This window comes from Balneolaceae bacterium, from assembly GCA_034521495.1.
In the GTDB taxonomy this organism is placed as follows: Bacteria; Bacteroidota; Rhodothermia; order Balneolales; family Balneolaceae; genus Rhodohalobacter.
This window is the reverse complement of sequence record JAXHMK010000009.1, coordinates 443,932-470,211: the sequence shown is the minus strand read 5'-3', so window position 1 is coordinate 470,211 and position 26,280 is coordinate 443,932. Positions and strand designations below refer to the sequence as shown.

The 26,280-nt window shown below is 42.5% G+C and carries 19 protein-coding genes and 1 riboswitch; of the genes, 8 read left to right on the top strand and 11 right to left on the bottom strand.

What is annotated here, in order from left to right; all coding sequences use genetic code 11:
- Positions 1-3: 3 nt before the first annotated feature.
- From tsf to smc, 4 genes are all read left to right on the top strand, one after another.
- Positions 4-834 (top strand): translation elongation factor Ts, encoded by an 831-nt coding sequence (gene tsf / locus U5K72_07050; GenBank protein ID MDZ7718558.1) that lies wholly within the window; start codon positions 4-6, stop codon positions 832-834.
- Between the two features lie 217 nt (positions 835-1,051).
- Positions 1,052-1,777, top strand: a complete 726-nt coding sequence (gene pyrH, locus U5K72_07045) for a UMP kinase (protein ID MDZ7718557.1) — start codon at positions 1,052-1,054, stop codon at positions 1,775-1,777.
- Positions 1,778-1,939: 162 nt separating this feature from the next.
- On the top strand, positions 1,940-2,509 hold the full coding sequence (gene frr / locus U5K72_07040; GenBank protein MDZ7718556.1) for a ribosome recycling factor: 570 nt from the start codon (positions 1,940-1,942) through the stop codon (positions 2,507-2,509).
- Positions 2,510-2,713: 204 nt separating this feature from the next.
- Positions 2,714-6,235 (top strand): chromosome segregation protein SMC, encoded by a 3,522-nt coding sequence (smc, locus tag U5K72_07035; GenBank protein MDZ7718555.1) that lies wholly within the window; start codon positions 2,714-2,716, stop codon positions 6,233-6,235.
- Positions 6,236-6,555: 320 nt separating this feature from the next.
- Here smc and U5K72_07030 read toward each other — a convergent pair whose 3' ends face one another.
- The 6 genes from U5K72_07030 to U5K72_07005 all read right to left on the bottom strand — a co-directional run bounded on the left by U5K72_07030 (position 6,556) and on the right by U5K72_07005 (position 12,686).
- Entirely contained in the window at positions 6,556-6,732 is a 177-nt protein-coding gene (locus U5K72_07030; GenBank protein MDZ7718554.1) for a hypothetical protein, read from the bottom strand.
- A 119-nt stretch (positions 6,733-6,851) separates the two neighbouring features.
- Positions 6,852-7,625, bottom strand: coding sequence for a M15 family metallopeptidase (locus U5K72_07025; GenBank protein MDZ7718553.1), 774 nt, complete (start codon positions 7,623-7,625; stop codon positions 6,852-6,854).
- A gap of 275 nt (positions 7,626-7,900) precedes the next feature.
- Positions 7,901-8,584, bottom strand: coding sequence for a hypothetical protein (locus U5K72_07020; protein ID MDZ7718552.1), 684 nt, complete (start codon positions 8,582-8,584; stop codon positions 7,901-7,903).
- Between the two features lie 470 nt (positions 8,585-9,054).
- On the bottom strand, positions 9,055-10,002 hold the full coding sequence (locus U5K72_07015) for a peptidoglycan-binding domain-containing protein (protein ID MDZ7718551.1): 948 nt from the start codon (positions 10,000-10,002) through the stop codon (positions 9,055-9,057).
- Between the two features lie 205 nt (positions 10,003-10,207).
- Positions 10,208-11,113 (bottom strand): hypothetical protein, encoded by a 906-nt coding sequence (locus U5K72_07010; protein ID MDZ7718550.1) that lies wholly within the window; start codon positions 11,111-11,113, stop codon positions 10,208-10,210.
- 328 nt (positions 11,114-11,441) lie between these two features.
- The gene (locus U5K72_07005; protein ID MDZ7718549.1) at positions 11,442-12,686 is read right to left on the bottom strand and encodes a M28 family peptidase; all 1,245 of its coding nucleotides are present in this window, start codon (positions 12,684-12,686) and stop codon (positions 11,442-11,444) included.
- A 62-nt stretch (positions 12,687-12,748) separates the two neighbouring features.
- A riboswitch (TPP riboswitch) is annotated at positions 12,749-12,850 on the top strand.
- Positions 12,851-12,906: 56 nt separating this feature from the next.
- Here U5K72_07005 and U5K72_07000 point away from each other — a divergent pair.
- Both U5K72_07000 and U5K72_06995 read left to right on the top strand, forming a co-directional pair.
- Entirely contained in the window at positions 12,907-15,378 is a 2,472-nt protein-coding gene (locus tag U5K72_07000) for a TonB-dependent receptor (GenBank protein MDZ7718548.1), read from the top strand.
- Positions 15,379-15,911: 533 nt separating this feature from the next.
- Entirely contained in the window at positions 15,912-16,622 is a 711-nt protein-coding gene (locus U5K72_06995; GenBank protein MDZ7718547.1) for a hypothetical protein, read from the top strand.
- A 202-nt stretch (positions 16,623-16,824) separates the two neighbouring features.
- Here U5K72_06995 and U5K72_06990 read toward each other — a convergent pair whose 3' ends face one another.
- The 3 genes from U5K72_06990 to U5K72_06980 all read right to left on the bottom strand — a co-directional run bounded on the left by U5K72_06990 (position 16,825) and on the right by U5K72_06980 (position 19,506).
- A complete protein-coding gene (locus U5K72_06990; GenBank protein MDZ7718546.1) occupies positions 16,825-17,370 on the bottom strand; it encodes a DUF2911 domain-containing protein in 546 nt (181 codons plus the stop codon).
- A 98-nt stretch (positions 17,371-17,468) separates the two neighbouring features.
- Positions 17,469-18,083 carry a peptide-methionine (S)-S-oxide reductase MsrA gene (msrA, locus tag U5K72_06985; protein ID MDZ7718545.1) on the bottom strand — a complete coding sequence of 205 codons (615 nt, stop codon included), beginning with the start codon at positions 18,081-18,083 and terminating at the stop codon, positions 17,469-17,471.
- A 211-nt stretch (positions 18,084-18,294) separates the two neighbouring features.
- Complete coding sequence (locus U5K72_06980) at positions 18,295-19,506, bottom strand: MFS transporter (protein MDZ7718544.1); 1,212 nt, start codon at positions 19,504-19,506, stop codon at positions 18,295-18,297.
- 521 nt (positions 19,507-20,027) lie between these two features.
- Here U5K72_06980 and U5K72_06975 point away from each other — a divergent pair.
- Together U5K72_06975 and U5K72_06970 are read left to right on the top strand one after the other, a co-directional pair.
- Positions 20,028-20,315, top strand: a complete 288-nt coding sequence (locus tag U5K72_06975; GenBank protein MDZ7718543.1) for a hypothetical protein — start codon at positions 20,028-20,030, stop codon at positions 20,313-20,315.
- Positions 20,316-20,463: 148 nt separating this feature from the next.
- A complete protein-coding gene (locus U5K72_06970; protein MDZ7718542.1) occupies positions 20,464-23,193 on the top strand; it encodes a UPF0182 family protein in 2,730 nt (909 codons plus the stop codon).
- Positions 23,194-23,253: 60 nt separating this feature from the next.
- Here U5K72_06970 and U5K72_06965 read toward each other — a convergent pair whose 3' ends face one another.
- Complete coding sequence (locus U5K72_06965; protein ID MDZ7718541.1) at positions 23,254-24,378, bottom strand: FAD-dependent oxidoreductase; 1,125 nt, start codon at positions 24,376-24,378, stop codon at positions 23,254-23,256.
- A gap of 575 nt (positions 24,379-24,953) precedes the next feature.
- The gene (locus U5K72_06960) at positions 24,954-26,234 is read right to left on the bottom strand and encodes a Gfo/Idh/MocA family oxidoreductase (protein MDZ7718540.1); all 1,281 of its coding nucleotides are present in this window, start codon (positions 26,232-26,234) and stop codon (positions 24,954-24,956) included.
- Positions 26,235-26,280 lie beyond the last annotated feature (46 nt).

The window sequence follows — 26,280 nt, the reverse complement described above, 5'->3', positions numbered from 1 at the left end:
GTCATGAGTATTAGTGCAAAAGATGTAAAGAAATTACGTGAGGCCACCGGGGCCGGCATGATGGACTGTAAAAAAGCCCTGACAGAAGCCGATGGAGATTTCGACCGAGCTGTTGAAATCCTTCGAAAAAAAGGCCAACAAGTATCTGAAAAACGGGCCGACCGTGAAGCCAATCAAGGGCTTATTCTTATTAAAATAAGTGACGATCACTCCAAAGCAGCCGCAATTGAACTGAACTGCGAAACTGACTTTGTTGCCCGAAATGACGATTTCCAGGAAAATGGAGAATCCTTCCTGGATGTGGCTTTTGAACATGAGATTGGTTCAATCAAAGAACTGCTGCAAAAAGAGATTGATGGATTAACAATCGAGAAGCATCTCGATGAGATGGTTGGTAAAATTGGAGAGAAGATTGAGATCAGCCGGGTATTGTTCATTGAATCTTCCGGTGATCTTGTAAAATATATCCATCCCGGCAATCAGTTGGGCGTAATAGTAGAGTTTGAAAGTTCTATTGATGATGCCGATGTAGCCAAAGACGTTGCGATGCAGATTGCCGCAATGAATCCGCTTGCCGTTGTAAGAGACGGAGTGGATACATCCATCGTGGAAAAAGAACTCGAAATTGCCAAAGAGCAGTTGATTAATGAAGGAAAACCAGTCGAAATCGCTGAAAAAGCCTCACAAGGCAAACTCCGGCGTTTCTATGAAGAGCGTGTTTTACTCGAACAGAAGTTCGTAAAAGATAACGGGATTTCTGTTAAAGAGTACCTTGAACAAAATGACGCTCCACTCGTCAAGTCCTTTTACAGGTTACAGCTTGGCGAAGCTTAATTTTCTTATTTAAAAAAGCTACCTTCCCGGTAGCTTTTTTTTTGGCTTATATTTCTGGACTTCCCCTTCGAAAGGGGAGAGCGAATAAAATGAGCAGGAGGATGACCTGAGTTTTGATTTTTCGTTCACCACTCAAATATATTTTTGCAATCATCCCCCTCTGCCCCCTTTCAAAGGGGAACCTATTAATATCTCAAAACATCTAAACCAAAATATTTTGGCTAAACCATACAAACGCATTCTATTAAAACTCAGCGGCGAAGCACTTTTAGGTGAGCAGGGACATGGTATAGACGCCGATATTCTTACCGCTTATGCTGATGAAATTAAAGCAGTTCAGGAGAAAGAATTTGAGGTTTCCGTTGTTATTGGCGGAGGAAATATCTTCCGAGGTGTAAAGGGAGCCACCGAAGGAATGGATCGCGTTCAGGGCGATTACATGGGAATGCTTGCCACCATGATCAACAGTATGGCACTTCAAGACGCACTTGAACGTAAAGGTGTTCATACCCGGCTGATGAGTGCCATCCGGATGGAAGAGATTGCCGAGCCGTATATTCGCCGGCGTGCTATCCGTCATCTCGAAAAGGGGCGCGTGATTATTTTTGGTGCAGGTACCGGAAATCCCTATTTCACGACCGACACAGCTGCCTCTCTTCGTGCTATTGAAATTGAAGCAGATGTAATTCTTAAAGGAACACGGGTTGATGGCATTTACGATTCAGATCCCGAAAAAAATAAGGATGCCAAAAAATTTGATGTCATTGAAGGAGATGAAGTTTTAAACCGTCGGCTTGATGTGATGGATCTGACAGCCTTTACTCTTTGCCGTGAAAACAAAACGCCTATCATTGTTTTCAACATGAATACCCCCAACAACCTGTTAAAAGTTGTCACTCAAAGTGAATCAGTCGGTACAACCGTTGTTTGGGATAAATCGTAGTTTTTTTAAATTGGTTGATTGTCATTCGCTATCTTTAGATTGACAAAAAATTTTAATGGTTTTTATTATCAAGAAGTAAAAGCCATTTTTTGGAGCACACCAGATGGAAATCAAGCTTTCATCTGATTGAAAATCTCAGACAAACGATCAAATCTCTGAATTATGATACCTGAAGAACTGCAACTAATTATTGATACTGCCGACGAAAGCATGGACGAAGCTGTGAAATTCTGTAAAAAAGAGTTCTCTCATATTCGGGCCGGAAAAGCAACACCTTCTCTGTTGGATGGTGTAAAAGTCGATTACTATGGATCGCAAACACCCCTGAATCAACTGGCCACTGTCTCAGCCCCTGAGGCTCGCATGTTAACCGTTCAGCCCTATGATAAATCTGCAATGGAAGATATTGAAAAGGCGATCATGTCGGCCGGGCTCGGGTTAAATCCAAATAATGATGGTACCATCATTCGAATTCCACTGCCAATGCTTTCTGAGGAGCGCCGTAAAGACCTGGTAAAACGTGCCAGTGAAGTTGCTGAAGATGCCCGAATTAGTATTCGAAATATTCGGCGAAATGCTAATGATGAAATAAAAAATTCCGTTAAGGAGGAATCCCTTCCTGAAGACAGCAAGTTCGAGGCTGAAGAGAAGATCCAGTCTATTACAGATGCCCACACAGAAAAAGTAGACAAGATGCTGGAAGTAAAAGAAAAAGAAATTATGACGGTGTAACAGGTTTCTGGTTTCGAGTTACATGTTTCAGGTTTTAATCTTTCAATAGATCAATATTCAAAGTTGTATCTTCAGGTTAGATTATTTTTGGAATCTCAACTATCTCTAAATTGATCAAAAACAAATATAACAAAAAGGGTTCAAGTTCAATTTTTCAACTCTCACATTCACATGAAACCTGAAACTTGCAACCTGTAACCTGCCATGTATATATCCGAATTAGAATTACACGGCTTTAAAAGTTTTGCCTATAAAACGCATGTAAAGTTTGATAACGGGATCACTGCCATTGTTGGGCCGAATGGTTGTGGAAAATCTAACATTGTTGACGCTCTTCGGTGGGTTCTTGGTGAACAGCGCCCTACTCTTCTTCGCTCCAGCTCCATGAGCAATGTCATCTTCAATGGTACCGCCAAAAAGAAAGCCCTGGGAATGGCGGATGTCTCACTCACATTTGTCAATAATAAAGGAATTCTTCCTGTTGAATACAGTGAACTAACTATCACCAGGCGTCTTTACCGATCGGGAGACAGTGAATATTTGATTAACAATACGGCCTGCAGGCTCAAAGATATTATGGAGCTTTTTATGGATACCGGCATGAGCTCTGATGCCTATTCCGTAATTGAGCTTAAAATGGTTGAGGAGATTCTGAATGATCGTAATAACGATCGACGACGGCTATTTGAAGAAGCTGCCGGAGTAACTCGCTACAAAGAGAAGCGAAAACAAACTCTGCGCAAGCTGGATGACACAATGAAAGATCTCACACGGCTGGAAGATATTTTGATTGAGATTCGAAAGAAAGCACGGTCTCTTGAGAAACAAGCTGAGAAAGCCGAACAAGCTAAAAAACTGAAAATAGAACTTGAACATCTCGACAAGGCTTACACCCTTCACGAGTTCAAATCCATCCAGGAAGAACTTGATCCGCTTCAAACAAAAATTGAAAATGCGGAAAAGGAAAAAAGTAAAATTGCTGAGCGCTTACAGGAACTTGAATCTGATGAAGAGCGAGCTCGAACCAGGCTCTTGGAGAAAGAACGAAATGAGTCTGAAGCCAAGAGAAGGGTTAGCCAGTTAAGTTCAACCATTCGCGAATTGCAAACCGACCTTCAAATTACAAATGAAAAGATTAGTAATGAAGAAGGAGTTATAGATCAGTATGAGTCTGATATCGAGCAAAGCCAGGTAGATATCAAAGAGCTTATTGAACTGAAAGAGAGTAATAAAACCAAGCTTGAAAAACTCTCTCAGGAAAAAGAAAAATCAGAAAAGGCATTAGCCAATTCAAAAGAAAAATTTTCCGACATTCAGCAAAAATATACCAAGGTTCGGCATGAGCTGTATGAACTGGAAATTGAGATTAGTGACGTAAATCAAAAGTTGACAAATCTTCAATCAAACCGAATTAAACTGGAATCAAAACTGGAAAACAGCGAAGATGATCAGGACCGGATTGATGAAGATATCGCGAGAATTAAGAAGGAAATAAAGTCTGCAAAGTCGAAACTTGAGGATTCCCGAAAGCAATCAGAAAAAATCAATCGCCAGGTAGATGAGGAAGAACAAAAGCTGTTGGAGTCCTCGCAGAATAAAGATGAATTAGAGGAAAAAAGAGAAGGGTTACGTGAACAGATTCGTGCCCTGAAAAGCAAGAAGGATGCTGTTTCATCTGAAATTTCACTTCTTCAGAGTATCGCTGAATCCAGTGAAGCAATGCCGGCTTCGGTAAGCTATTTGATTGAAAATCACGGTAATGAATTCAGTTTGCTTAAACCGGTTGGGGAACTGCTTCAAACCGCTGAGGAGTATGCCCCCGCTCTTGAAACAGCTTTGGGAGATGCCATCAATTTTATTGTTACTGAATCACTTGACGACGCAATTCGCGCTTCTGAAATTCTGAAAAAAAATGACAAAGGCCGGGCGACTTTTATTCCGCTGGCTGAGTTAAAAAACTCCTATCCCGTTGAAGCCGGTTCCATCGTTGAGCATGTTTGGTTTGATGATGAATACAGCTCGGTTGCTCAACTATTCTTAGGCACAGTTTTTATAGCCGATACAATTCAGGAAGGAGCAAACTTACTAAAAAAATCAGGGAGCTCGGCAGTTACACCAAGTGGAGATCTGATCACATCAAACAAAATTCTAAAAAGCGGAAGCAAGAATAAGCAGGCCGGTATTCGATTGGGCCTGGAAGACAAACTGAATAAGCTAAATAAAAAAGAGTACGATCTTGAAGCGAGTCTTGCAGGGAAGGAGGATTCACTGGATGAGATCAATCGCGACCTGAAGCGAATTGATCTTGATTCTATTCGGCAATCTATTCGCGAGCTGCAAAAGACGAACCGGGAACTCGATCAACAGGTAAGCCGGTATCAATCCAGTATCCAGGTATACGAAAAGAATATTAACGACCTGAAAAACCGGAAAGATAAACTGGCCGGAAATCGTGATATGGCCATTGAAGAGCTCGAAAATCTTCAGCCAAAACAGAAGGAGCTGCAAAAGAAAATAACAGAGCTGGATAAACAGCAGAAAGAAAAGAAGGAAACGCTTCAGAATCTGGAAGAGGAACGGGCCATAGCTCAAAATCGGTATAACGATGCTCAACTAAAGCACCAGGATCTCTCAAATAAAACGGACAACCTGGAGAGAGATATTGAGCGGGCAAAATCGGGTATCGAAAACATGAAGAGCCGGCAGCAGAGTCGAAGTGAGTTGCTAAAACAGAGCAGGGAGAAGATTGCGAATTATCGCCAAAAAATTACCAAAACCGAAGAGCAGCTTAAAAAGGCCAAAACTCAGAAAAAAGAAGCAGACGATAAACTCTCAACTGCCGAAGAAGAAAGCAGTAAGCAGCGCGGAAAAATAAATGAAATAGAGAAAGAATTGAAAGAGCTTCGGAAGCGAAAAGAGGTCAATCTTGAGCTGGTCCACCATTTAACGATGGCCAAAGAAAAGTTTGAAATGAAGGCCGAGGGATTGTCAGATCACATCTGGGAGACCTATGAAATTTTAATGGATCAGCTGACGGAGGAGCTTCCCGCTGAAATGGAACCCGAGGAAGCAAAATCGCGGGTGAGTACAATCCGCCAGAAATTGAACAGAATCGGAGAGGTAAATCCGCTGGCTATTGAAGAGTTCCGTGAAGAGAAAGAACGGCTTGAATTTCATGAGGAACAGATAACAGATTTGAGGGATGCAGAAGAAGAGATGCGGGAGACAATCTCGGAGATCAATGAAACGGCTACAGAACGGTTCAATGAAACATTTGAAAGGGTTCGAAAAAATTTCAAAAATGTATTCAGCACACTCTTCAACGAAGACGATTTTTGTGACCTTGTGATTGATGAAGACGCCGAAGATCCGCTTGAAGCGAAGATTGAAATTCGGGCAAATCCCCGTGGAAAACGCCCCTCCAGCATTAACCAACTCTCCGGGGGCGAAAAAACACTGACAGCAATCGCCTTGCTGTTTGCGATCTACCTGGTAAAACCTTCCCCCTTCTGTGTACTTGATGAGGTTGATGCCCCATTAGACGATGCCAACATTGAACGTTTTTCAGCCATGATTAAAAAGTTCAGCGAGGATACACAATTTATCATCATCACCCATAATAAAAAAACTATGGCCAAAGCTGAGATGATGTACGGGGTAACAATGCCGGAAACGGGTGTGAGCCGGCTGGTTGGAGTGAAATTGGACGAAGTGGAGACGGTTTAAAAGTCGCAATTCACACTCAATATTCGACTTTACTAAATCACTTATCTTGAAACCCAATTTTCAATACGAATACCTTCAATTCTTTGAAATAGCTCAATAAACTCTTCGTTTTCCTCAGGCATCATATAAATTATTCGCCAATCGTTCCATATTACCTCCCGAAAATCTGTATCTGAAATTTCGGGAATCACTCGTCCGGATTTGGGAAAGTTTTCTAATCTACGAGTTGCATGAATAATGCCTTCGATAACTTCTTTGGCTGCTGTTTTACTAAATTGTTTATAGTGACTCCCGGAATCTTTGCAGATTTTTTCTCGCTTTCACATAAAAAACTCTTTTTCAATCTCTTCCTGAGGAATTTTTTCTCCGGTATTGGCAAGCGACTTACTGACTTGCTCAAGCACATGTAATCGATATTGTGCATCTTCAATTGTTGCGTCTTCTGGAAGGTCCTCCAGGGCTTTAAAAATTCTTTTCTTGTTTATCGTCAAATCCATAGCACATAAATTAGAGGATGTTCAATACGAAAGTAACGAAAAAAACGTCAAAAAAATATTGACTCTCTATCTACCCACAGTAACATGAAATGACTTTCTAAATCACATTTCATGCAAGACTACTCTGAATAATTCAGCACATCAACAGATACCCCATTTACGTAGTTTTTCACCATATCGATCTCAGTAGCTAAATCCGATCCCTCAAATCCGGTAATATCTTCGTTGGTGATATGCCGGTTGTAGTACATCAGATATTGGGACGCAAGCGGCATGTAGGACCAGTGCCATTTTTCTTCGTTGTATCCGGTTCGCCCATTCCGGCTTTTATCGGTATAGGTTTGATAAAACCCGAAATCGTTGGCATGTGATTTTAACCACTCATACTCTTTCTTTCCCTGCCCTTCATCAAAATAACTGTTGTTCAGGTTGTTCAGATCGATATCTGTTCCCCAATGATGGCGAGAAGTCATCGGCATGGAGCTGTATTCAAGGATTTCTTCAGCTTTTTCCAGGTCGGTACCAGCAGAGGAGTTATTCCATTTTCGATCCCAGATTGCTTTTTGATACCCAAAATTTCGGGTTCCCGACACAATGATAAGTGAGATTCCATCCTTTTTAGCACTATCAGCCATTGCCTGAAAAGCTTCATAAGTTTCTTCATGCAGGTACACCTCTTTATTGGCATCCTGGGGATCAACTTTCACGAAATCCTCATGAGTTTTAAAATCAAACTGACCAGTCACAAAATCAGTTGAAACATCTACTTGAAGTGAATCATTTGCTGTGGCTTGTGACTTATCAGAAACAGAGTTTTGCTCATCATTGGAAGGAGACTGTTCTGCACTGCAACTGATTAATAGAATTGAAAAAAGAAAAAAGAATACTCTCATAATATGTATATAAATATGTTGGTTTTTAGTGTATTTATAGGATTTGAAAGCGATATGAGAAGGCTTTGCAAAACCGTGGTTATCGGTCAATCTGAACTCAATTCAGATTCTCCATTCATCTTTATACCCAGTATCTGGAGATCCTGAATCGAGTTCAGGATGACGGTCAGAGTTTTGCAAAGCCTTCTATGAGGCTGTTGAAATATGTAGCAAATTTGATCACTACGAGCCTGCAAAGCAATTCCCATTCGGGGAACTAAGTATTTCATAAAACTCTACAATTCCTCAATAAACTTACCATAAATCCATCCTGAAATATCATCGCGAGTGGTAATTTTATACCATTTTTCTCCGCTCATCGGTTCTATATTTTCTTTACTGACAGTAACTTCTATTTTGCCGTATTGAGCTGTAGAAACGGACACCCGGACAGAATCCATACGATCAGAAAGTATATTTATGGCTTTGCCAGACGATAAATTAATCTGACGTCCATTTTCAAGAACACGTACATCACTACTCAAAATTGCTTCTTTACTGTTTCCTGAACTATAAAAATCAAGAATATTTACCACTGTACCCTCCCTGGCTACAACCCCCACAGATGACGATTCGGTTGTATGGTCGCTTCGAATAATAACATTTGAGCCGGTTACCCGCCCCTCGGAGGAAAGATTTGCCCTGGCTAATTGATTGAGTTTTTCTTCTGCTTCGGATTGAAACTGACCGTTTGGAAACCGGTTCAAATAGGTTTGAAAAGAAGTCGCTGTTGAATCCTTCTTGATCGAATCCCAATAGCGCAGTTCTGCAAGTTCCCGGGCTTCATCAACAAACTCGCCCTGTGGGTTTTCTTCAATATATGCCTTGTAAGCCTCGTAAGTATCTGTTTGCTGAGCATCTTCCCATGTATAAGAATTACAGCCAACCATTAGCAGAAATGGGAATATTAAAACAGTCAAAAAGTATTTTTTCATAAACATTACTACCTCAAAAAATTCTAAAGATAAGATAAGAAAACTGGCATCATTAACTCAGAACAATACGCTATTAATCTGTGTTTGATGATCTCTTTCTTCCTCTAATAACATTAACATTGGATAGTTCCTGTAGATGATCAAATTTCTATTCACGAGAATCAAATCAATTTATAATCCAAATTATTTTAACAATCTATGCACTTATTGTGAAGTGTCCCCCTTCGAAGGGGGCAATGGGGGATGAACTCCTGTACCTCAGAACCAAGGTCTGGACAATACAAAACGTAGAACATCATCCCCCTTGCTCACTCCGCTCGCTTTCCCCCTTCGAAGGGGGACTTTAATCTTTTGCGATCCACGGGGTCGGGGAATTAAACCATTTAGAAATTAAACAGAGTACCGGCCTTCTTGTTAAATCAATATTTCTAATTTGAATATAGAATCGGTTAAATTCAGTTCTCTATTCGAATTCCATAATCTTCCTCAAGATTGTAGTGCATGCCGTGAACAGTGCCCTCACCCCTGGCGATGGTCAGTTTACGGGTTCGAACATCCTCTACCCAACGAGGATTTGATGCTTCCGCCCTGCGATTCGCCACGACCACAAGGTGCTCTTCCTCACCGGCATTCTCGGGTAGTTGATCAAAATCGCGAAGTATCTGTTCTTTTACATATTCGTAGATACTTCCATTCTGCACTTTAATATCAAACATCAGCGCCACCGCCCGTTCAGATTTTAAACCATAATCTTCGGCAAGATCTATGGCAGCATCGTATAATCTGTCAGCAGATTCTACCTGCATATCCTGAAACTTTTTATTTCGCCCCAGGCTTTTAAACAGGCCGCGCCAGGGTTCTCTTAATACAAATCGATTGGGATCCTGTAAAGACCTTGCCCAATCCATCTGTTGCTCTTGCCGGGCTTTTAGAATTTCCCGAAGCTCACCACAATAGTCGGCAAAAATTTCCTCCATTATATCCGGATGTTGCTCATCCATTTTTAATAAAAGCGGCTGCAAACTTTTTTGCCCGATATTCCACTGAAGTGCACCAAAGCTGATCGCCTGACCGTCAAAATCACCTGTAATTCCTGCAAAACAGTCCGGCGGCGGCTTGCCCGTTTCAAAAGAGCCGGTTAACGCCAGACACCTGTAGGACAGCTCCTCATTTAAAATTGCCGGTGGCTGAACCTCATCTTCATCAAACAGTTCTTTCCAGGTGTTCGGCCCAACCACTCCATCAACTGATAATTCCTCAGCCCGCTGAAAAGCTTTTACCGCACTCTCCGTCCCTCCGCCAAATATTCCGTCAATCGGGCCATGATAGTGATTTTCTTCCTGAAGCTTTCGCTGGATTCGTTTTACTTCATCGCCGGTTGATCCTCTTCTGTAAACTGCCATAATCACATTTTTGGTTAAGGGTTCATTGTTTTTAATAATCAAAAGTTCACTACTGGTTTTTAACTTTTGAACTTTACTGCCAGGTTTTCACTCCTCTGTAATAGGATGATGATCAAAAGGTTCTTTTGTAACGAATTTTTTAAAAATCTGTTTGGAATACCCGTTTAACAGTTCAGTATAGAAACCGGGAATTTTAACGTCTATGTCACAAATTTTCGAAAAGTCGGGCTAACTCAGCTTCGGAAGCTATGTACCCAAATGCCGGCCATTCATCCGTTTGATAGACATTTTCCCAGATAGAGATTGCCCTTTCCTCTCGTCCGTTGATATAGTGCCAGTTGCCGATTCCGTATGCGAGCGTTGCATTTTCCAAAGCATCGTCGGAGACTTCCATCAACCGATTGGGATCAAAAACTCCTTTAAAAACAAGAAGCAGATTCAGATACGCCTCATTTTCAATAAGATCAATCTCCGCATTAACAGGTTCGATAATTTCTCCGGCTTTCAGATCATTACCAGATCTTTTTAGCGCCATATAGTACCAATAGAGCAGTGCAATTCTCATATCATCCGTGAGCTCTAATTGCAGCCCGTTTTCATACTCAGTAATTGCATCTTCAAACTCGCCTTTCAGGTAGTGAGCCAATCCTTTGTGATAATACACATTCGACTTCAGCGTGCTTTGTGGCTCATTTAACTCATTCGGCAGGCCATCGGGTTCTGCCTGGTCTTCCATACCCTCCATCATCGCTTTGGCGTATTCAAAATCCTTGATGGCGGGATCAAACTGGCGCAACGTGATGTAGCGGTGTCCGCGGTGACGATACATTCTTGGATCCTGCGGAAATTTATAAATTCCTTCGGTGAACATCCGAACAGCTTCGCGATACTCCCCAACGTACGCTGTTCGCCGTCCCAGCCAAATAATATTATCGGCATCGTCGGGATCTTCCCGATAATCAGCGACTGCATCCACCAATTTTGGATTTTGTTCATTGTACACTTCTTGCGATAGTTCCCGTGTTTCAAGAGTATCCCCCAATAATGAAATCGCCTGAACACCCCCTGGAAGTGGTGGCAGATCAAGACTCCTTTCCTTACAGGAAAACATGAGCGGGAGGAGTATTACCAAAAAGAGATAACTATTATTATGATCCTTCATATATGAAATTTTACAGGCTTGATTGTTTTGCGGTTGTTTAAAAGTGTCCTGCTTTGATTAGCACGAGATCACTCATCAAATTATACGCGATTATAAATAGCTCCAAAGAGCAATGAAACTCCCCTCTTTGGAGGGAAAAGCGAAATCATGACAGCATAAGCAGTCATGATAAGCTCAGGGTTTGCGTCGCGTTAGACACATCTCTGATGACATCGCTAATACGCTCTGTCATCTGTCTCCTCTCAAGAGGAGAGTTTTTCCCTTCAAAAAGAATACTCTAAAAAGTAACTTCTAATTCCATTTTTTGTTCATTCCGAAGAATTTTTATTGAAATCGTATCCCCACTCTCAAGCGTATTCAGAACTTCCATGTAATCATAAATATCCCCAATCTCTTGTCCATCCATTCCAATGATAATATCTCCGTCTTGGAATCCGGCTTCCCCTGCGGTTCCATCTGGCCGAACTTCATCTATCCGAAATCCGCCTTCGGAGTAGGTATAATCGGGCATTACACCGAGGGTCACTCCATCCCGCATGCGAGTTACACTTCGTTGATCGGTTGATTCCAGGAAATCCATTTCAGCCGTTGGCATGGAATCCAGAGATCGTGTTACATTTTCTACATGCTCCAGCACGCGAACCAAACCGGTGTAATTAATCAAATCAGCAGTATCCGTTTCTCTGTGATATTGATTGTGAGTACCGGTGTAATAATGCAATACCGGAATATCTGCCTGATAAAAGGAGGCGTGATCGCTGGCTCCCATTCCTCCTGCACTGGTTGTAATCTCAAGTGAATCGTTTTCTACAGATAGCAAAACCTCTTCCCACTTTGAAGATGTGCCGGTACCAAAAATATTCAACTCTTTGTTATTCAACCGGCCGATCATATCCAGGTTAATCATTGCCAATACAGAATCGGGGGCGATATCCATCTCATCCACAAAATGTTTTGAGCCGATTAAACCGAGTTCTTCACCTGAGAAAGCGATCATCAAAATGCTGCTTTGCGGACGTTCCCTGGCAAACTCTCTGGCTAAATAAAATAGCCCGGCTGTGCCAGATGCATTATCATCCGCAGAGTAGTGTAGCGCCGGTTCTGCATTCATGTTCATAGAGATGGCACCGCCCATTCCCTGCCCGTCGTAGTGAGCACCTATAATGATGTATCTGCCCGGAAACTCCTCTCCTTCAATCATGCCAACAACATTTCTCGACACCCGGTTTTCAAGGTCCATCGCCTGAACCATCGGTCCCTCCAGTGTAAACTGCTGGATGTAGGTTCCCCGATTGCCCGCCGGTTCAAGTCCGTATTGTAAAAAATGATCGGAAATGTAATTGGCTGCTTCTGCCTCATCAATAGTACCTGCAAGCCGACCGCCTCTTTCTTCATCAGCCAGCCAGGTGATGTGCTCTTGCAAAAATTCTTCTGATGTCTGATCTACCTCGATTTCATCACAGGACACTAAAAACAGAAAGGATAAAAATAGAACAGGGAAGGTGGATTTGATCAGATACATTCTTTTTTTTCTTTTTATTTGAAGCATACGAGTTTCGTGCCTATTTTTAAAGCTTAACCAATCAAAAAGGTTGGGGGTGTCCCGGTAGAAATGCCGGGACTGAGATCATACCCTGAGAACCTGAACCGGATCATACCGGCGTAGGGAAACCGATCTGCACGCATGCGTTTAAAAGCAGCATGCAACCCCCTCCTTCAATTATAAAATTGACGGAGGCGTAATGCTCAAACAATTCAATTCTTTCTTTTTCGCAGTGATTCTATTGGCTGCGATTCCATTTCAACTCTACTCTCAAACTATCGAAGGCCGTGTAACGGATAGCTCATCTGGCGAACCGCTTGAAGGTGCCACGGTTTTAGAAAACCAAACGGCCAACGGCACCTCTACTGAGCCTGATGGTTCTTTTCAATTAGAACTCACCACTGATGTCAGCGAAATTACCATCAGTTTCGTCGGATACGAAACTCAAACCGTAAGCATCACAGATCCCGGTGAATTCATCGAAGTTGCTCTCGATGAACGTGTGATTATGAGTGGCGAAGTTTTTGTAAATGCACTTCGGGTGGATGAATCAACACCGATTGCATACAGCAATATCAACCGTGAAGAGATTGAGGATCAGAACCTGGGACAGGATATTCCCATGCTGGTTCAATCTGCACCATCGGTGGTAGCAACCTCAGATGCCGGAGCGGGAATTGGCTACACCGGTATTCGAATTCGTGGTGTTGATCCCGGACGAATCAACGTAACTATTAACGGTATTCCACTGAATGATGCAGAATCGCACGGTGTATTTTGGGTGAATATGCCGGATCTGGCGTCCTCAACCCAGAACATCCAGATTCAACGGGGAGTAGGAACATCCACGCAGGGAGCCGGAGCATTTGGCGCGACGATGAACCTTCAGACAGCACTGATGCGATCCAGCGCCTATGGCCAAATTACTACCGGAATCGGCTCATACGGAACCCGAAAAGCGAACGTCCAGCTCGGCTCCGGGTTGATGGATAACGGCTGGCAGTTTGAAGGCCGGCTTTCTAAAATTGATTCAGACGGATATATCGACCGGGCGCGATCTGATTTAAGATCGTTTTACCTCTCGGGATCACATCACGGGAAAAATAGTTTGTTAAAAGCGGATGTTTTTTCCGGGAAAGAGATCACCTACCAGGCATGGAATGGCGTTCCCGAACCGATCCTGGAAAACAATCCCCAGCAGCTTGAATCATATATCAACAACCTGTTTTTGGGTGAGGAGGAAGCCGAACACTGGAGAGAAAACCTGGGAAATCGTCAATTCAACCAGTTTACGTATGATGATCAAACCGATAACTATCAACAAGATCACTATCAGCTTCATTACTCCTACCGATTCTCAGATATCTGGAATGCAAATGCCTCGCTGCACTATACGCGCGGACGAGGATATTTCGAGGAATTTCGGCGGAGTGATGATTTGAGTACCTACGATATCTCTCCCATAGAAATTGGTGGTGAAACTATCTCATCCTCCGATTTGGTCCGGAGACGCTGGCTCGACAATCACTTCTATGGAGGCGTTTTTTCAACGGAATGGAAACGGCCGAAAGACTGGACTCTAACCATCGGAGGAGGGTACAACGAATACGATGGCGATCATTTTGGCGAAGTGATCTGGGCCCGCTTTGCCGGAGACAGTGATCTCGGTGACAAATATTATGACAACAATGGTTTCAAAACCGACTTTAATGTATACAGTAAGTTCAGTTACTATTTAACTCCCACATTCAACGCTTATGCCGATCTGCAATACCGAACGGTCAGTTATGAATTTCTCGGGTTGAGAATTGACGATCAGACCGGTGATGTTGAGGACGTAACTCAAACGGATCGAATCGACTTTCTGAATCCAAAATTCGGATTTGTTTATCGGCCGGCCGGCGGACATCGTCTGTTTGCATCCTTGAGTGTGGGAGGAAAAGAACCGACTCGTGACGAGTATGTAGAATCCAGCCAGGAAAGCCGACCCGACCCCGAACGGTTGTTTGATTATGAGTTGGGATACGACGCAACATTTGAGCGATTTAGTACCGGAGTAAATCTCTACTATATGGACTATAAAGACCAGTTGATCCTGACAGGTGCTGTGAATGACGTGGGCGGTTACATCCGCGAAAATGTTCCAGACAGTTACCGTGCCGGAATTGAACTGGAAGTTGGTGCCCGACTTCTCACAGATCTCGAATGGAGTGGCAATGCTACCTTCAGCCAAAATAAAATTGATGAGTATCAACGATTTTTGGATGATTTTGACCAGGGAGGACAGCAGTCTGAAACCTATACCGATGTGGATATCGCGTTCTCCCCATCAACCATTGCAAACTCTATCCTGACTTATAAACCGGGGAGTTTTACTGCGGAATGGACACTCAAATATGTGTCTCGTCAATACTTAGACAATACGCAAAACAAAGCTCGTTCCATAGATCCTTATCTCGTAAACGACCTGAGATTTTCCTACTCACTGAATGATCTCTCGATCGTTCAAAATGTGACGGCTTCTCTTCAAATTAACAATATTTTAAATGAGGAGTATGTATCCAACGGCTACACATTCGGATGGATTTCGGGTGGCGAGGAACGGTTCTTTAACTACTTCTATCCCCAGGCCGGACGGAATATCCTGGCGAATGTGAAAGTGAGATTTTAATGTACGCCGGACAGCTTGTCCGGCACAACGGACTGTACTTTTTAGCAGGTCTGAGGATAGGCGGAAGAACGGAGAAAAGACAATCCTTTTTGGCGTATTTTTGTAGAACTGAATTTACAAATAACAGGCAGACTCAACTTTGCATAAAGCTTCGTTGAGTAAACTGTCCGCTATAAATTGTGCGCCGGAGAGCTTCTCCGGCAACCTTAGAAAAGCGTAAACATGGTATTTCTTTCATCTGTTAAATGACGTGTTATCAACTCATAATTTGAAGCTCTTTAAAAAGATGTCAATGGCTCGAGAAATATCATATTTATAAAGATTTAGAGTAACGGGCAAGCTGCCCGTTGTACATGTTAAAATTGGGACGCGCGTGCCTGAATAGTATGGGTTTGGCATGAGCGTCCCGTTTTTATTTTAGGTCAGTCATATATCATTGGTTCTGTAAATATTTTCAAGGTCAATTCTCTACCATTATATTTTTAGGTAATTTTCAGATTAACTTTTCTAAATCTCTTTTAACAAAACGATTTATGAAAGCTGCCACACTTTTATTTTTTCTGCTATTTCCGATGATCTGTCTCGCACAAATCTCACCCTCGGGTGTAGAGGTGGATTCATCAAAAACAGTTGAGGTTGAACTTCGAAACGGATCAATCATTAAGGGGTCAATCATATCCGTATCTAAAGACGAGGTTGAACTTCAAGAAGAGAATGGAAGAACGTTTATCGAGCTCTCAAGGATACGCGAAATTCGGGAGTTGGATTTAACAAGAAAGGGAAACCAGTGGTTTGCGAATCCGAATTACAGCCGTTTATTCTTCTCACCTACCGCTCAACCTCTCCAAAAAAACAGCGGATACTACCAGAACATCTATGTGTTCTTTAATAATGTAGCGTATGCTGTAAGCGATAACATCGCCTTTACAGGCGGATTTAGCATGCTGCCGAGTGTGAGCATATCGAATCAGCTTTACTTTTTTACAGGAAAAGCCGGATTTGAAGTGGCTGATGGTCATTTTATTGGAGGCGGGCTGGGTGTTGCATCTGCAAATACGTTTAAAGATGCGCTTATCATCGGTTATGCAAACTACACTCACGATTTCCACAGGGGAAATCTTACTGGTGGAGTTACAACATTTTCAATTGAAGAAGAGATTGGCACGTATGCTCTCTATTTTGGCGGAGATTACAGGCTCATTCAACGCATTATCTTTCGTTACCGAAAACTTTGTTTTTCCTGAAGCCGGAGATGAACTTGTACTTTCCTACGGACTCCGCTTTATGGGTGAAAAGATGAGTTTCGATCTCGCCTTCTTCAGGCCCGGCCTTGGAACCGATATTGGGTTTGGAATTCCCTACATTGATTTTGTTTTTAATTTTTGATCCAATAAAAAAGGCACAAGCTAAAAACCTGTGCCTTTCTTCGCTTATAATAATTCGGAATTACATTCCTCCGGCCGCAGTTATCGTTACCGGAACTTTGGTATTATCCCAGTGAAGAACGAGTTCGCCGCTGTTTTCGGTTACATCTTCAAAGTAGATCATAAATTGTTCTACATAATAGGATTCTTCCGGCTCAACGGTAACCCGCGCATAATCCGCAGTTTCGTCATACTGTGTTCCCCAAGACAGAGTCTCGTTTATGATAATGGTCCACTCATCCTCACCTGGAATGGTGTAGAGTGAATACGTTCCGGCCGGAACCTCTTCGCCTTCAATCATTACATCATCAGAAAAAACAATAGCGGTTGATTCGTTGGCACCGGTTCTCCAGACTTGTCCGTAGGCTACAAGTCCTCCAAAAATATCGCGATCTCGAACTCCCGGTCTGCCATATGTAACGAGCACCTCAGTCGTTCCAATGGTTTGGCTTACTTCGGCATTAGGACTAACCCTGGCCTCGTCTCCGCCTCGTTCCTGTGCATTTGCAGGCAGACTAATCAAACCAATTAATAAGAAACTTAAAAATAGAGTAGTAAGTGATTTCATAATCCTGATTTTATTTTTTTATGATTTATGTAAGATTTAAAATAAACAACTATTTATAACGATTGTTATCATTTAAAATAGTATATATTGATATCCAATCACGAAGCTTTTTTATCACTCAGCAAGTGTGGAAAATCTTTCTTGAATTTGGCGATTTTCGGAGCAATTACGATTGAACAGTAACCAGCGTTGGGATTATTCTCGTAATAGTTCTGATGATAATTTTCTGCAACACTGTAATTTGATAACGGTTCAATTTCCGTTACTATCGGATCTTTCCACAGATCAGATGCATCGGTTTTTTTGAGCGATTCTTCAGCAATCTGTTTTTGCTCTTCATCCATATAGAAAATTACTGAACGATACTGTGGACCGACATCCGCGCCCTGCCGATTTTTCGTGGTGGGATTGTGAGTGTGCCAGAAAACCTCAAGTAGCTCTTTGTAAGTAATTACTTCAGGGTCGAATTCTAAACGCGCAACTTCTGCGTGTCCGGTTGTTCCAGAGGTTACCTGCCGATAGGTGGGATCTTCAACGTGACCTCCCGCATACCCCGATTCAACAGATTTCACTCCACTCACACGTTCATAAATAGCTTCTACACACCAAAAGCATCCGGCTCCAAATACAGCCGTTTCGGTATCATTCGCAGCATTATTGTCAGCATCTGTCATGGCAAAAAGAAGTGTAGTTAGGATTATAAAAGTATTCATAGAAAACAACCTAAGTTCATGTTATATGATGGCAACGCATATTTAAGTAAAAACGTGCCATCAAAAACAAAACACTCTCTTTGTTACAAATTGTTTACACTTTTCTCCCCACATGCCTCAGAATTTTTCAACATTTACAGTCAATCAGATAGCCACCATAACATTAAAATCACTAAATTTTTCCTGTTTTTGTGATTTAGTGGCCAATACTCTAAACATCCCTTTCGGAAAAAACAGGCATAATTTTTAAGGAGAGAATTCCGGCAAGTATACTGGTCACAATAGCGATCATAAAGATTGAATTCATGGATACTGACTGATCCAGCAGCCATCCGACCAGGAATGGACTTAAGGCGGTACTGAAAACCATCAGAGAGGCAAATGCACTTTGCACTGTTCCAATCACTTTTGTGCCGTACATCTCTGCCCAAAGTGCTGATTTAATTGTGCTCGAAAAACCCATCGTGGCTCCAATGAGACCGAGATATACAAATGCAGCCCATCCACCGGAGAAAAGGAAACCGATGACCAAACCGATAATCATTGGAATTAACAGAAAAGGAAAAATCGTTTTTGCCGAGAACCGGTCGATAATAGGACCGGAAAACAGTCCCGTTGCAATTCTTGTTGCAGCAAAAGCAACAAATGCCGAAGCGATAAGTCCGGCTGACCATCCCAATTGGTCGGCTGCAGAAACCTGGTACAGAAATAAACCGGTGGCCCAAAAAGGGGGGTTCAGAATAGCCGGTACCACATACCAGGTTCTCACATCTTTTGCCAGTAATTTGTATTGCTCGCTTGCCGATGGTTTCTCTTCATCTATAATTTCTTCATCAACAGCTGTTCTCTCTCTGCGGATTAGAAACCAGAGAACCGGGATAAAGAAAACAGCAATCACGAATGCAATTATGGCCCACGTGGTTCTCCAGTGAAAAAGAACAAGCATACCTGCAATTATTGACGGGAGAACTGCCTCACCCAGTGGATATCCTATTCCGGAAATACTGAGTGCTTTCCCGCGCAGCTGATCGTTGTATCGGGCCATAGTAGTTTGAGCGGTATGTCCACTCAATCCCTGTCCTGCAAGTCGTAGCAAAATCAACCCGACAAATAGCATAGATATATGCCAGGATACAGCCATCACAAGGCTGGCAATCAATAAACCGATCGCCACATACATGCTATATTGCCGAAGTGGAATACGATCAATCCATTGGCCCAGCCACGGTAGAGCAACTGCACTGGTTAATGTTGCAACAGAATATAGCGAGCCAAATGTTGCATTGCTCAACTCAAATGCGGTAAGGAAATATGGGACAAACAGAGAGATCAAGAAAGTTTGCCCGAAACTTGAAAAAAATGTAAATGAAACTGCAAAAGAGAGCAATCGCCTCTCCTTTCTGACAAATGCCAGGTAGGTCATTTTGTAGTGTCTGTAGTAATCTTTTTATTCATATTTAACATCTGTCAGTCGTCATCAATCAACTTTCAGATTTTTTAAAAAAACACTGAAAACCAGCAAGAATCTGAATAGATCTACGCTGTGTTCAACGTTGAAAGTATTTTACACATGCTTAAAGATCTACTGACAGACTTATAAAATACGGATTCTATGACTTAAAATGAATAATTTACAGTGACTTAACACGAAGCGCTACCATCAGTTGATACTTGTTATACAGTGCATTTTCGTCAGATGGGCTTAGAAAAAATACCAGAACAAAAGCAGAAATATGAGAATCCAAACGCCAATTTTAAACGATAACGGCTGCTTTGGAAATTCATAACCACAGATGGGACAAACCTCCGCGCTCTTATCAACTTCCATTGCACAACCGGGGCATTCTTTTGTTTTATTTGAACTCATGGTTGGTAATAATAAAAATTCACAGCTTCTTAACCGAATAATTGTACATTATACATAGGAGCAAAAGGGAGGTTCCCATGGAAACAAAACATAATACATATCCAGAAAGTGGTCTGATTAAATCTCGTAATCTGATTGCCGCTATTTCAAGCATCATTCCGGGTTTGGGGCATATCTACAAAGGGCAATACCGAACCGGAGCAGGCCTGATGATCATAAGCCCGTTTTTAATTTGGACTGCGTTGATCTTAGGTTTTGCAACCGCTGGTATTGGCTTACTCATTCCTGTATTCTTTTTGATTGCAATTGGCTGGCATGCTTATAATGTAGATGACAAGCGCAGACATCCTGCAGGAATTATCTAACTGTTCAGAACCAAATGTATTTAGGAAATAAAATTGATTCTTGAGGAATCAAGTGAAATTTGTGTGTGTTTTTTATTTCAATCGTGAATATGGGTTTCAATCCTTATCTTGTTATACTGATCTAAATTTAGAAATGAGCTAATAGTATATGTCTCCAAGATTTATTCGTCTTTTTCTGATTATAGCAATTCCCCTGGTACTTTTATCCATATCATCAACCTGGATTTTTGAGTGGATGTGGCTTGAGGAACTTGGTTATTCCCAAATTTTTTGGACGCTCCGCGGGACTCAGGTTATTCTTACGCTGGGAGCTTTCCTGATCGCCGCCATTTACTTTACCTTCAATTTCCGATATCTCGCCAAGCAATTACGTAACGTAAGTCTCGCAGGGACACCTCTCCAGGGAGTCAATATAAACTTCTCGAGTGATGAAGCTTATAAACGAATGCGCCAGTTTTTTACAATGGCGGCCCTTGTTATTGCTATGATGTTTGCATTCAGTTTCTATATTCGCTGGGACGAATCACTACGGTTTATCAGTGGAATTGAATTCGGGGAAGTTGATCCACTATTTGGCAACGATATTGGATTCTATATGTTCGACCTTCCCTTTTTAAATGTCCTGCAAGGGTCACTGGTTTCTATCGTATTTTTAACACTGGCCATACTTGTTCTGGCCTATGTTTTTACAGGATTGTTCAGAGTTCAATCATTTAACCGTTTTGATGCGCGTGACCAGGTATTGAATCACATCACGATTAACGCCGGAATATGGCTCTTACTGCTTTCTTGGGGTTTCTTTTTAGATCGATACGAACTCCTCTTCAAATCAGACGGAATAGTGTTCGGCGCCGGTTATACCGATGTGATGATTCAGCTCCCCTCCATCTGGATTCTTTTTATTCTTTCACTTTTACTATCACTCATTTTCTTTTTGAATCACTGGATCAAGCTGACAAAATATATTCCGGGAATAATCGCACTCTTTGTTGCCGTACTGGTCCTGGGTAGAGTGTTGATTCCATCTGTGGTACAACAGTTCAGTGTAGAGCCAAATGAACTGGAGCTGGAAACTCCCTACCTCGAAAATAATATTGAAATGACCCGGCTTGCCTATAATCTCGACAATGTTGAAGAGGTTGAATATGAAGCAGATGACACACTTGGCATTACCGACATTCGCAACAACCAGGATGCCGTTAATAATATCCGTCTCTGGGATCCACGCCTTCTGATTGGCACCTACAAACAGCTCCAGGAGATTCGATCTTATTACGAGTTTTATAATGTTGACAATGACCGTTACACGGTAGATGGCGATGTTAAACAGATGATGCTCTCGGCGCGTGAAATTGCAAGAGATCTGCCCAGCCAATCGGATACATGGGTAAACCGCCATATGCAATACACGCACGGTTACGGAATGGTGATGAGCCCCGTGACCGAAACCAACAGCCAGGGCGAACCCATTCTGTCGGTACGAAATCTGCCACCGGTTTATGAAAGTGACGATCTTCGCGTTGACAAACCCGCTATCTATTATGGAGAAAACAGTTCGGGATATTACATCGTAAACAGTGGCGTGGAAGAGCTTCACTATCCCGAGGGTGATGAAAATGTATATATCCATTACGACGGTACAGGTGGAATTCCGTTTAATAACTTTTTCAGAAAACTTCTTTTCGCCTGGGAATTGAGTGATATGAATATCCTTCTATCGGATTACATCCAGGATGAAAGCCGCCTTCAAACCTGGCGAAGTGTGCAGGAGCGGATCAACAAAATTACACCTTTCTTGCAGCTCGACAGCGATCCGTATCTTGTTCTCAACAACGGTAAACTCTACTGGATCCAGGATGCTTATACAACTTCATCCTATTTCCCCTACTCCGAACAATACGAGGGACGATATAACTACATCCGGAATTCAGTAAAAATTGTAGTGGATGCATACGAGGGTTCCGTAGATTATTATGTAATTGATGAGGAAGATCCGGTCTTAGAAGTGTATGATTCTCTTTTTCCAAATGTTTTCAAATCCTTAGATGAATTGCCAGACGGTATGGAAAACCATTTCCGGTATCCACAGGATCTGTTTGAAATTCAGATAAAAACCTTTTCGCGATACCACATGACCACACCGCAAGTGTTTTACAACCAGGAGGATCTCTGGACCCGTCCCAATGAAAAATACGGCGGTCAGCAATTAATTATGGAACCTTATTATGTGTTAGCCCGGCTTCCAGACGACCCAAAACTGGAGTTTATGCTCATCAGTCCGCTCACTCCTGAAAACAGGGATAATATGATCTCCTGGATGGCTGCTAAATCAGATGCTGCAAACTACGGCGATCTGATTGTTTATAAACTTCCAAAAGAGCGGCTTATTTACGGGCCGGCTCAAATTGAAGCCCGAATTGACCAGGACCCGGAAATTTCACGGCAAATTGCATTGTGGGATCAGAGAGGTTCTCGTGTGATTCGCGGAAATCTGATGGTGATACCTATAGAAAATTCATTCCTCTATGTTGAACCGGTTTTCCTTTTAGCTGAAGGAGTGGATATCCCGCAGCTTCAACGAGTGATTGTGGCTATCGGTGATGATATAGCGATGCAACCGACCATTGAACAAGCTATTTTTGATCTGTTTGGAGACGAAGCCGATTTTATCGTACCAGAAACAGCTACCGAATTGGCACAGCGACAAATTGCTGCTCAAGCTCCCGGAGATAGTCTTGTTGTAGATCCTCAAATCGCTGAACAATTGGATGAAATCCGATCCATTTGGGCTGATCTGAGAACTGCCCTTGAAGATGGTGATTACTCAAGATATGGTGAGTTGTTAAATGAGTTGGATGAATTGATTAATAACGAGTAGTAAGTATTAAGTAGCGAGTATTGAGTATATTTAGTTTCAGATCTTAATACTCAATACTTGCTACTCGATACTCATTTGTAATACAACATCCTTCGCCACCTGCATCCCGATGGCAATGCCCATTCCGCTAAGGCCAGCCGCCGCCCAAACATTTGGCTCAACTTCTTTGATGATCGGCTCCTTATTTTCGGTCATTCCCATAATTCCGCTCCATTCCATATCAATCTCGAAATCAGGCGGCACGTTAATCACATTTTCAGCAAAATCGATAAGATAATTTTTTATGGTTTGATTGGTACCGAATTGATCCGTGGTTTCTTCAATAATTGCCCGATCTCTACCACCTCCCAACAGTAATCGATCTCCCAGATCTCTAAAATAAACGTAACCTTCGTTGTAGTGGAAGATACCTTTCCATTTAAAATCTTTGATCGGTTTTGTGATGAATATAAATCCTCTTGCCGGTTTCACTGGAATATCCACCAGGTTCGAAATAAATCCATTGACAGCAAGTACCATTTTATTAGGGGTGATTTCAATCGAATCATTCAGCACCGCTCGATTTGATTTCACGGAGGTAACCGGGCAGTTCCACCAAAGACGTACACCCGCTTTTGAAAGCTTTTCATGCAGATGCCTCATCATTCTTCCACTGTTGATAGCTCCCTCCACCCTGTTTTTGATCGCCGGGTATCCCCGGTATTCGGTTGATGAATACACTTCCGTCAATCCCAGTCGATCTTCCAGGATTTGATTCATTCGACCGATCTGGTCTCTTGATTTCTCAAACTTCTCCTGGTCAGTAAAAATCTCATAGCCACCGGTGTGGATGTAATCCATATTTTCATCACCGATGGTTTGCCTGAGAAGTTGTAATCCATTCCATCGTCGTTCAATACGATTAAAAACCGTCTCCTCCCCCGCTCTTTTGATATCAGCCAGATGTTCGGAAATGGAACCGATGCAAGCAAAGCCAGCATTTCGTGTACTGGCACCGTACGGTGCAAACCCGCGGTCAGCCACCACCACATCGTGATCCGGATATTTCTCTTTGTAGAAGAGTGCTGTCGATGCGCCAACAATTCCCGCTCCAACAATAAACAGATCGGGTGATTTGAGCCATTCTTCGCGTTCCCAAAAGGAGAATTCAGGTACAACTGTATTCATCAATAATTCGTTATTCAAGATTTCAGAAATACTTTTGTGATTCGAAAAAATACCAAATTTCAAATTCCAAATCTCAAACAGTTAGATGCATTCGGTTATAGTTAAAGATGTTTGGAATTTGGTGTTTAGGATTTGGAGTTTGAGACTCAAAATGTGGATAACTTTGTGGAAAAGTTGTGGGAAAGTAATTGAGTTTAGGTATTGACAATAGCACCGGAATTGTGCTAATTACAATTGAACACACTTGACAAAAACACTACGGTGTGATTGTTGATAGGTCGAAATAATAGTCCGCGGCCTTTTTGTGAATTTCTTTCGGACAGGAAGGATGATCAGATGTGTTCCGGGCGCTTTTTTTATTTCTGCCTCTCTCCACGTTCAGCTCTCCTCCCCTTCAGTTCCAATAAAGCTGGTTCAAGTTTGTAACTTTACTCATTCCAAAGGTCCTCCTTTGGAATACAACGCCAGAAGCTCCGCTTCTTTACAATTGGGGAGTCCGTCATTTTTGGGCGTGTGGTGTACATCCCCCGAGTTCTTCCGATTCCGATAAATCGGATCGGACTCACTTTCCCCCTTCAAAGGGGGAAATTTTCTCAACTCAAAATATATTCTTCAGGTGCTGTAACACGTTCTCCGGTTTTGGTGGCCTGTTCGGCAAGCAAAGTCCAAACGGATGCATTGTATCCTTCTTTGGTCAGTTTTTCAGGGGCACTTCCTTTCCTGATGAAGTTCACAAATCCCTCCAGGTAGAGAAGTGTATCATTCATTTCATAGTCAGGTGTGATGTATTCACCGCCCATTCGAACAGGTGAGTTGAGAACCCACGTTGCACCGCCAATCGGAATTGCCTCATTTTTATTCTGCTCGATGCATTCTACTAATTTTTGCATAGCGGGCGGTTCAGGCGGATTTTCCTGGTACTGCATGTTCGATTCCAGTTCTAACGTACCATCATTTCCCATTACCTGAACCTGTACTCCATTATGCTTATTGCTCGTGATGCAATCATATACAAAATGGATGTTGTCCGGGTATCTGAAGATCAACCCAAAATTGTCATACACTTCCCGGCCATCATCAAAAAAGTTGATGCTGCCGCTTCCCATCACCGATTCCGGCGGAGATCCCAACACCCAATTCGCAACCTGGAAATGATGAGAGCCGAGTTCAGAGATCATTCCGGCAGACAGATCCTCATAAAAACGCCAGTTGAGCCGGCGGTCTAATTCCGTTCCGCGCCCGCCTGTATTTTCATAAAACACCCAGTCCGTATTTCGGGTCCACCAACCGCGCATCATCACCAGAGGACCTAAATCCCCACGCTTAATTTTTTCCATCGATTGCAGATACACGGGATTGAACAAGCGCTGGTGGCCGATCAACAGAATTTTATCCTCTTCAATATGTGTATCATACATCCTTTTTACATCTTCAAGATGTCGCGCCATCGCTTTTTCGCAATACACATGCAAACCTGCCTGCATCGCATCGATCGTCATCTGGGCATGCTCATAAAGCGGAGTGGCAATCACAACACCATCCAATTCTACCTCATCAATCATTTTTCGATAATCATAAAACGCTTCTGCATTTCCGCCGGTCAGTTCGATAGCCCGTTCGTAGTGTGGCTCATAATTATCACAGACAGCCGCAATTTCGAGATTCATTGTTTTCTCGAGTTCCTGTAGATTTTGGACCAACCCTGTTCCCCGTGAGCCCACTCCAATCACTCCAAGGCGGACTCTGTCGGATGCTCCCATTCCCGTTGGAGCTGGATTGTTAAAAATGGAAAACCAGGGCATTGTGGTGGTCATTACAGATGAACCGGCAAGCGCCGCCGTCATTTCGAGGAATTGTTTTCTGTTGATACTCATGTGATCTGTCTGTTATGGATTTGTACTTGTTTTTGTCATTGCGAGG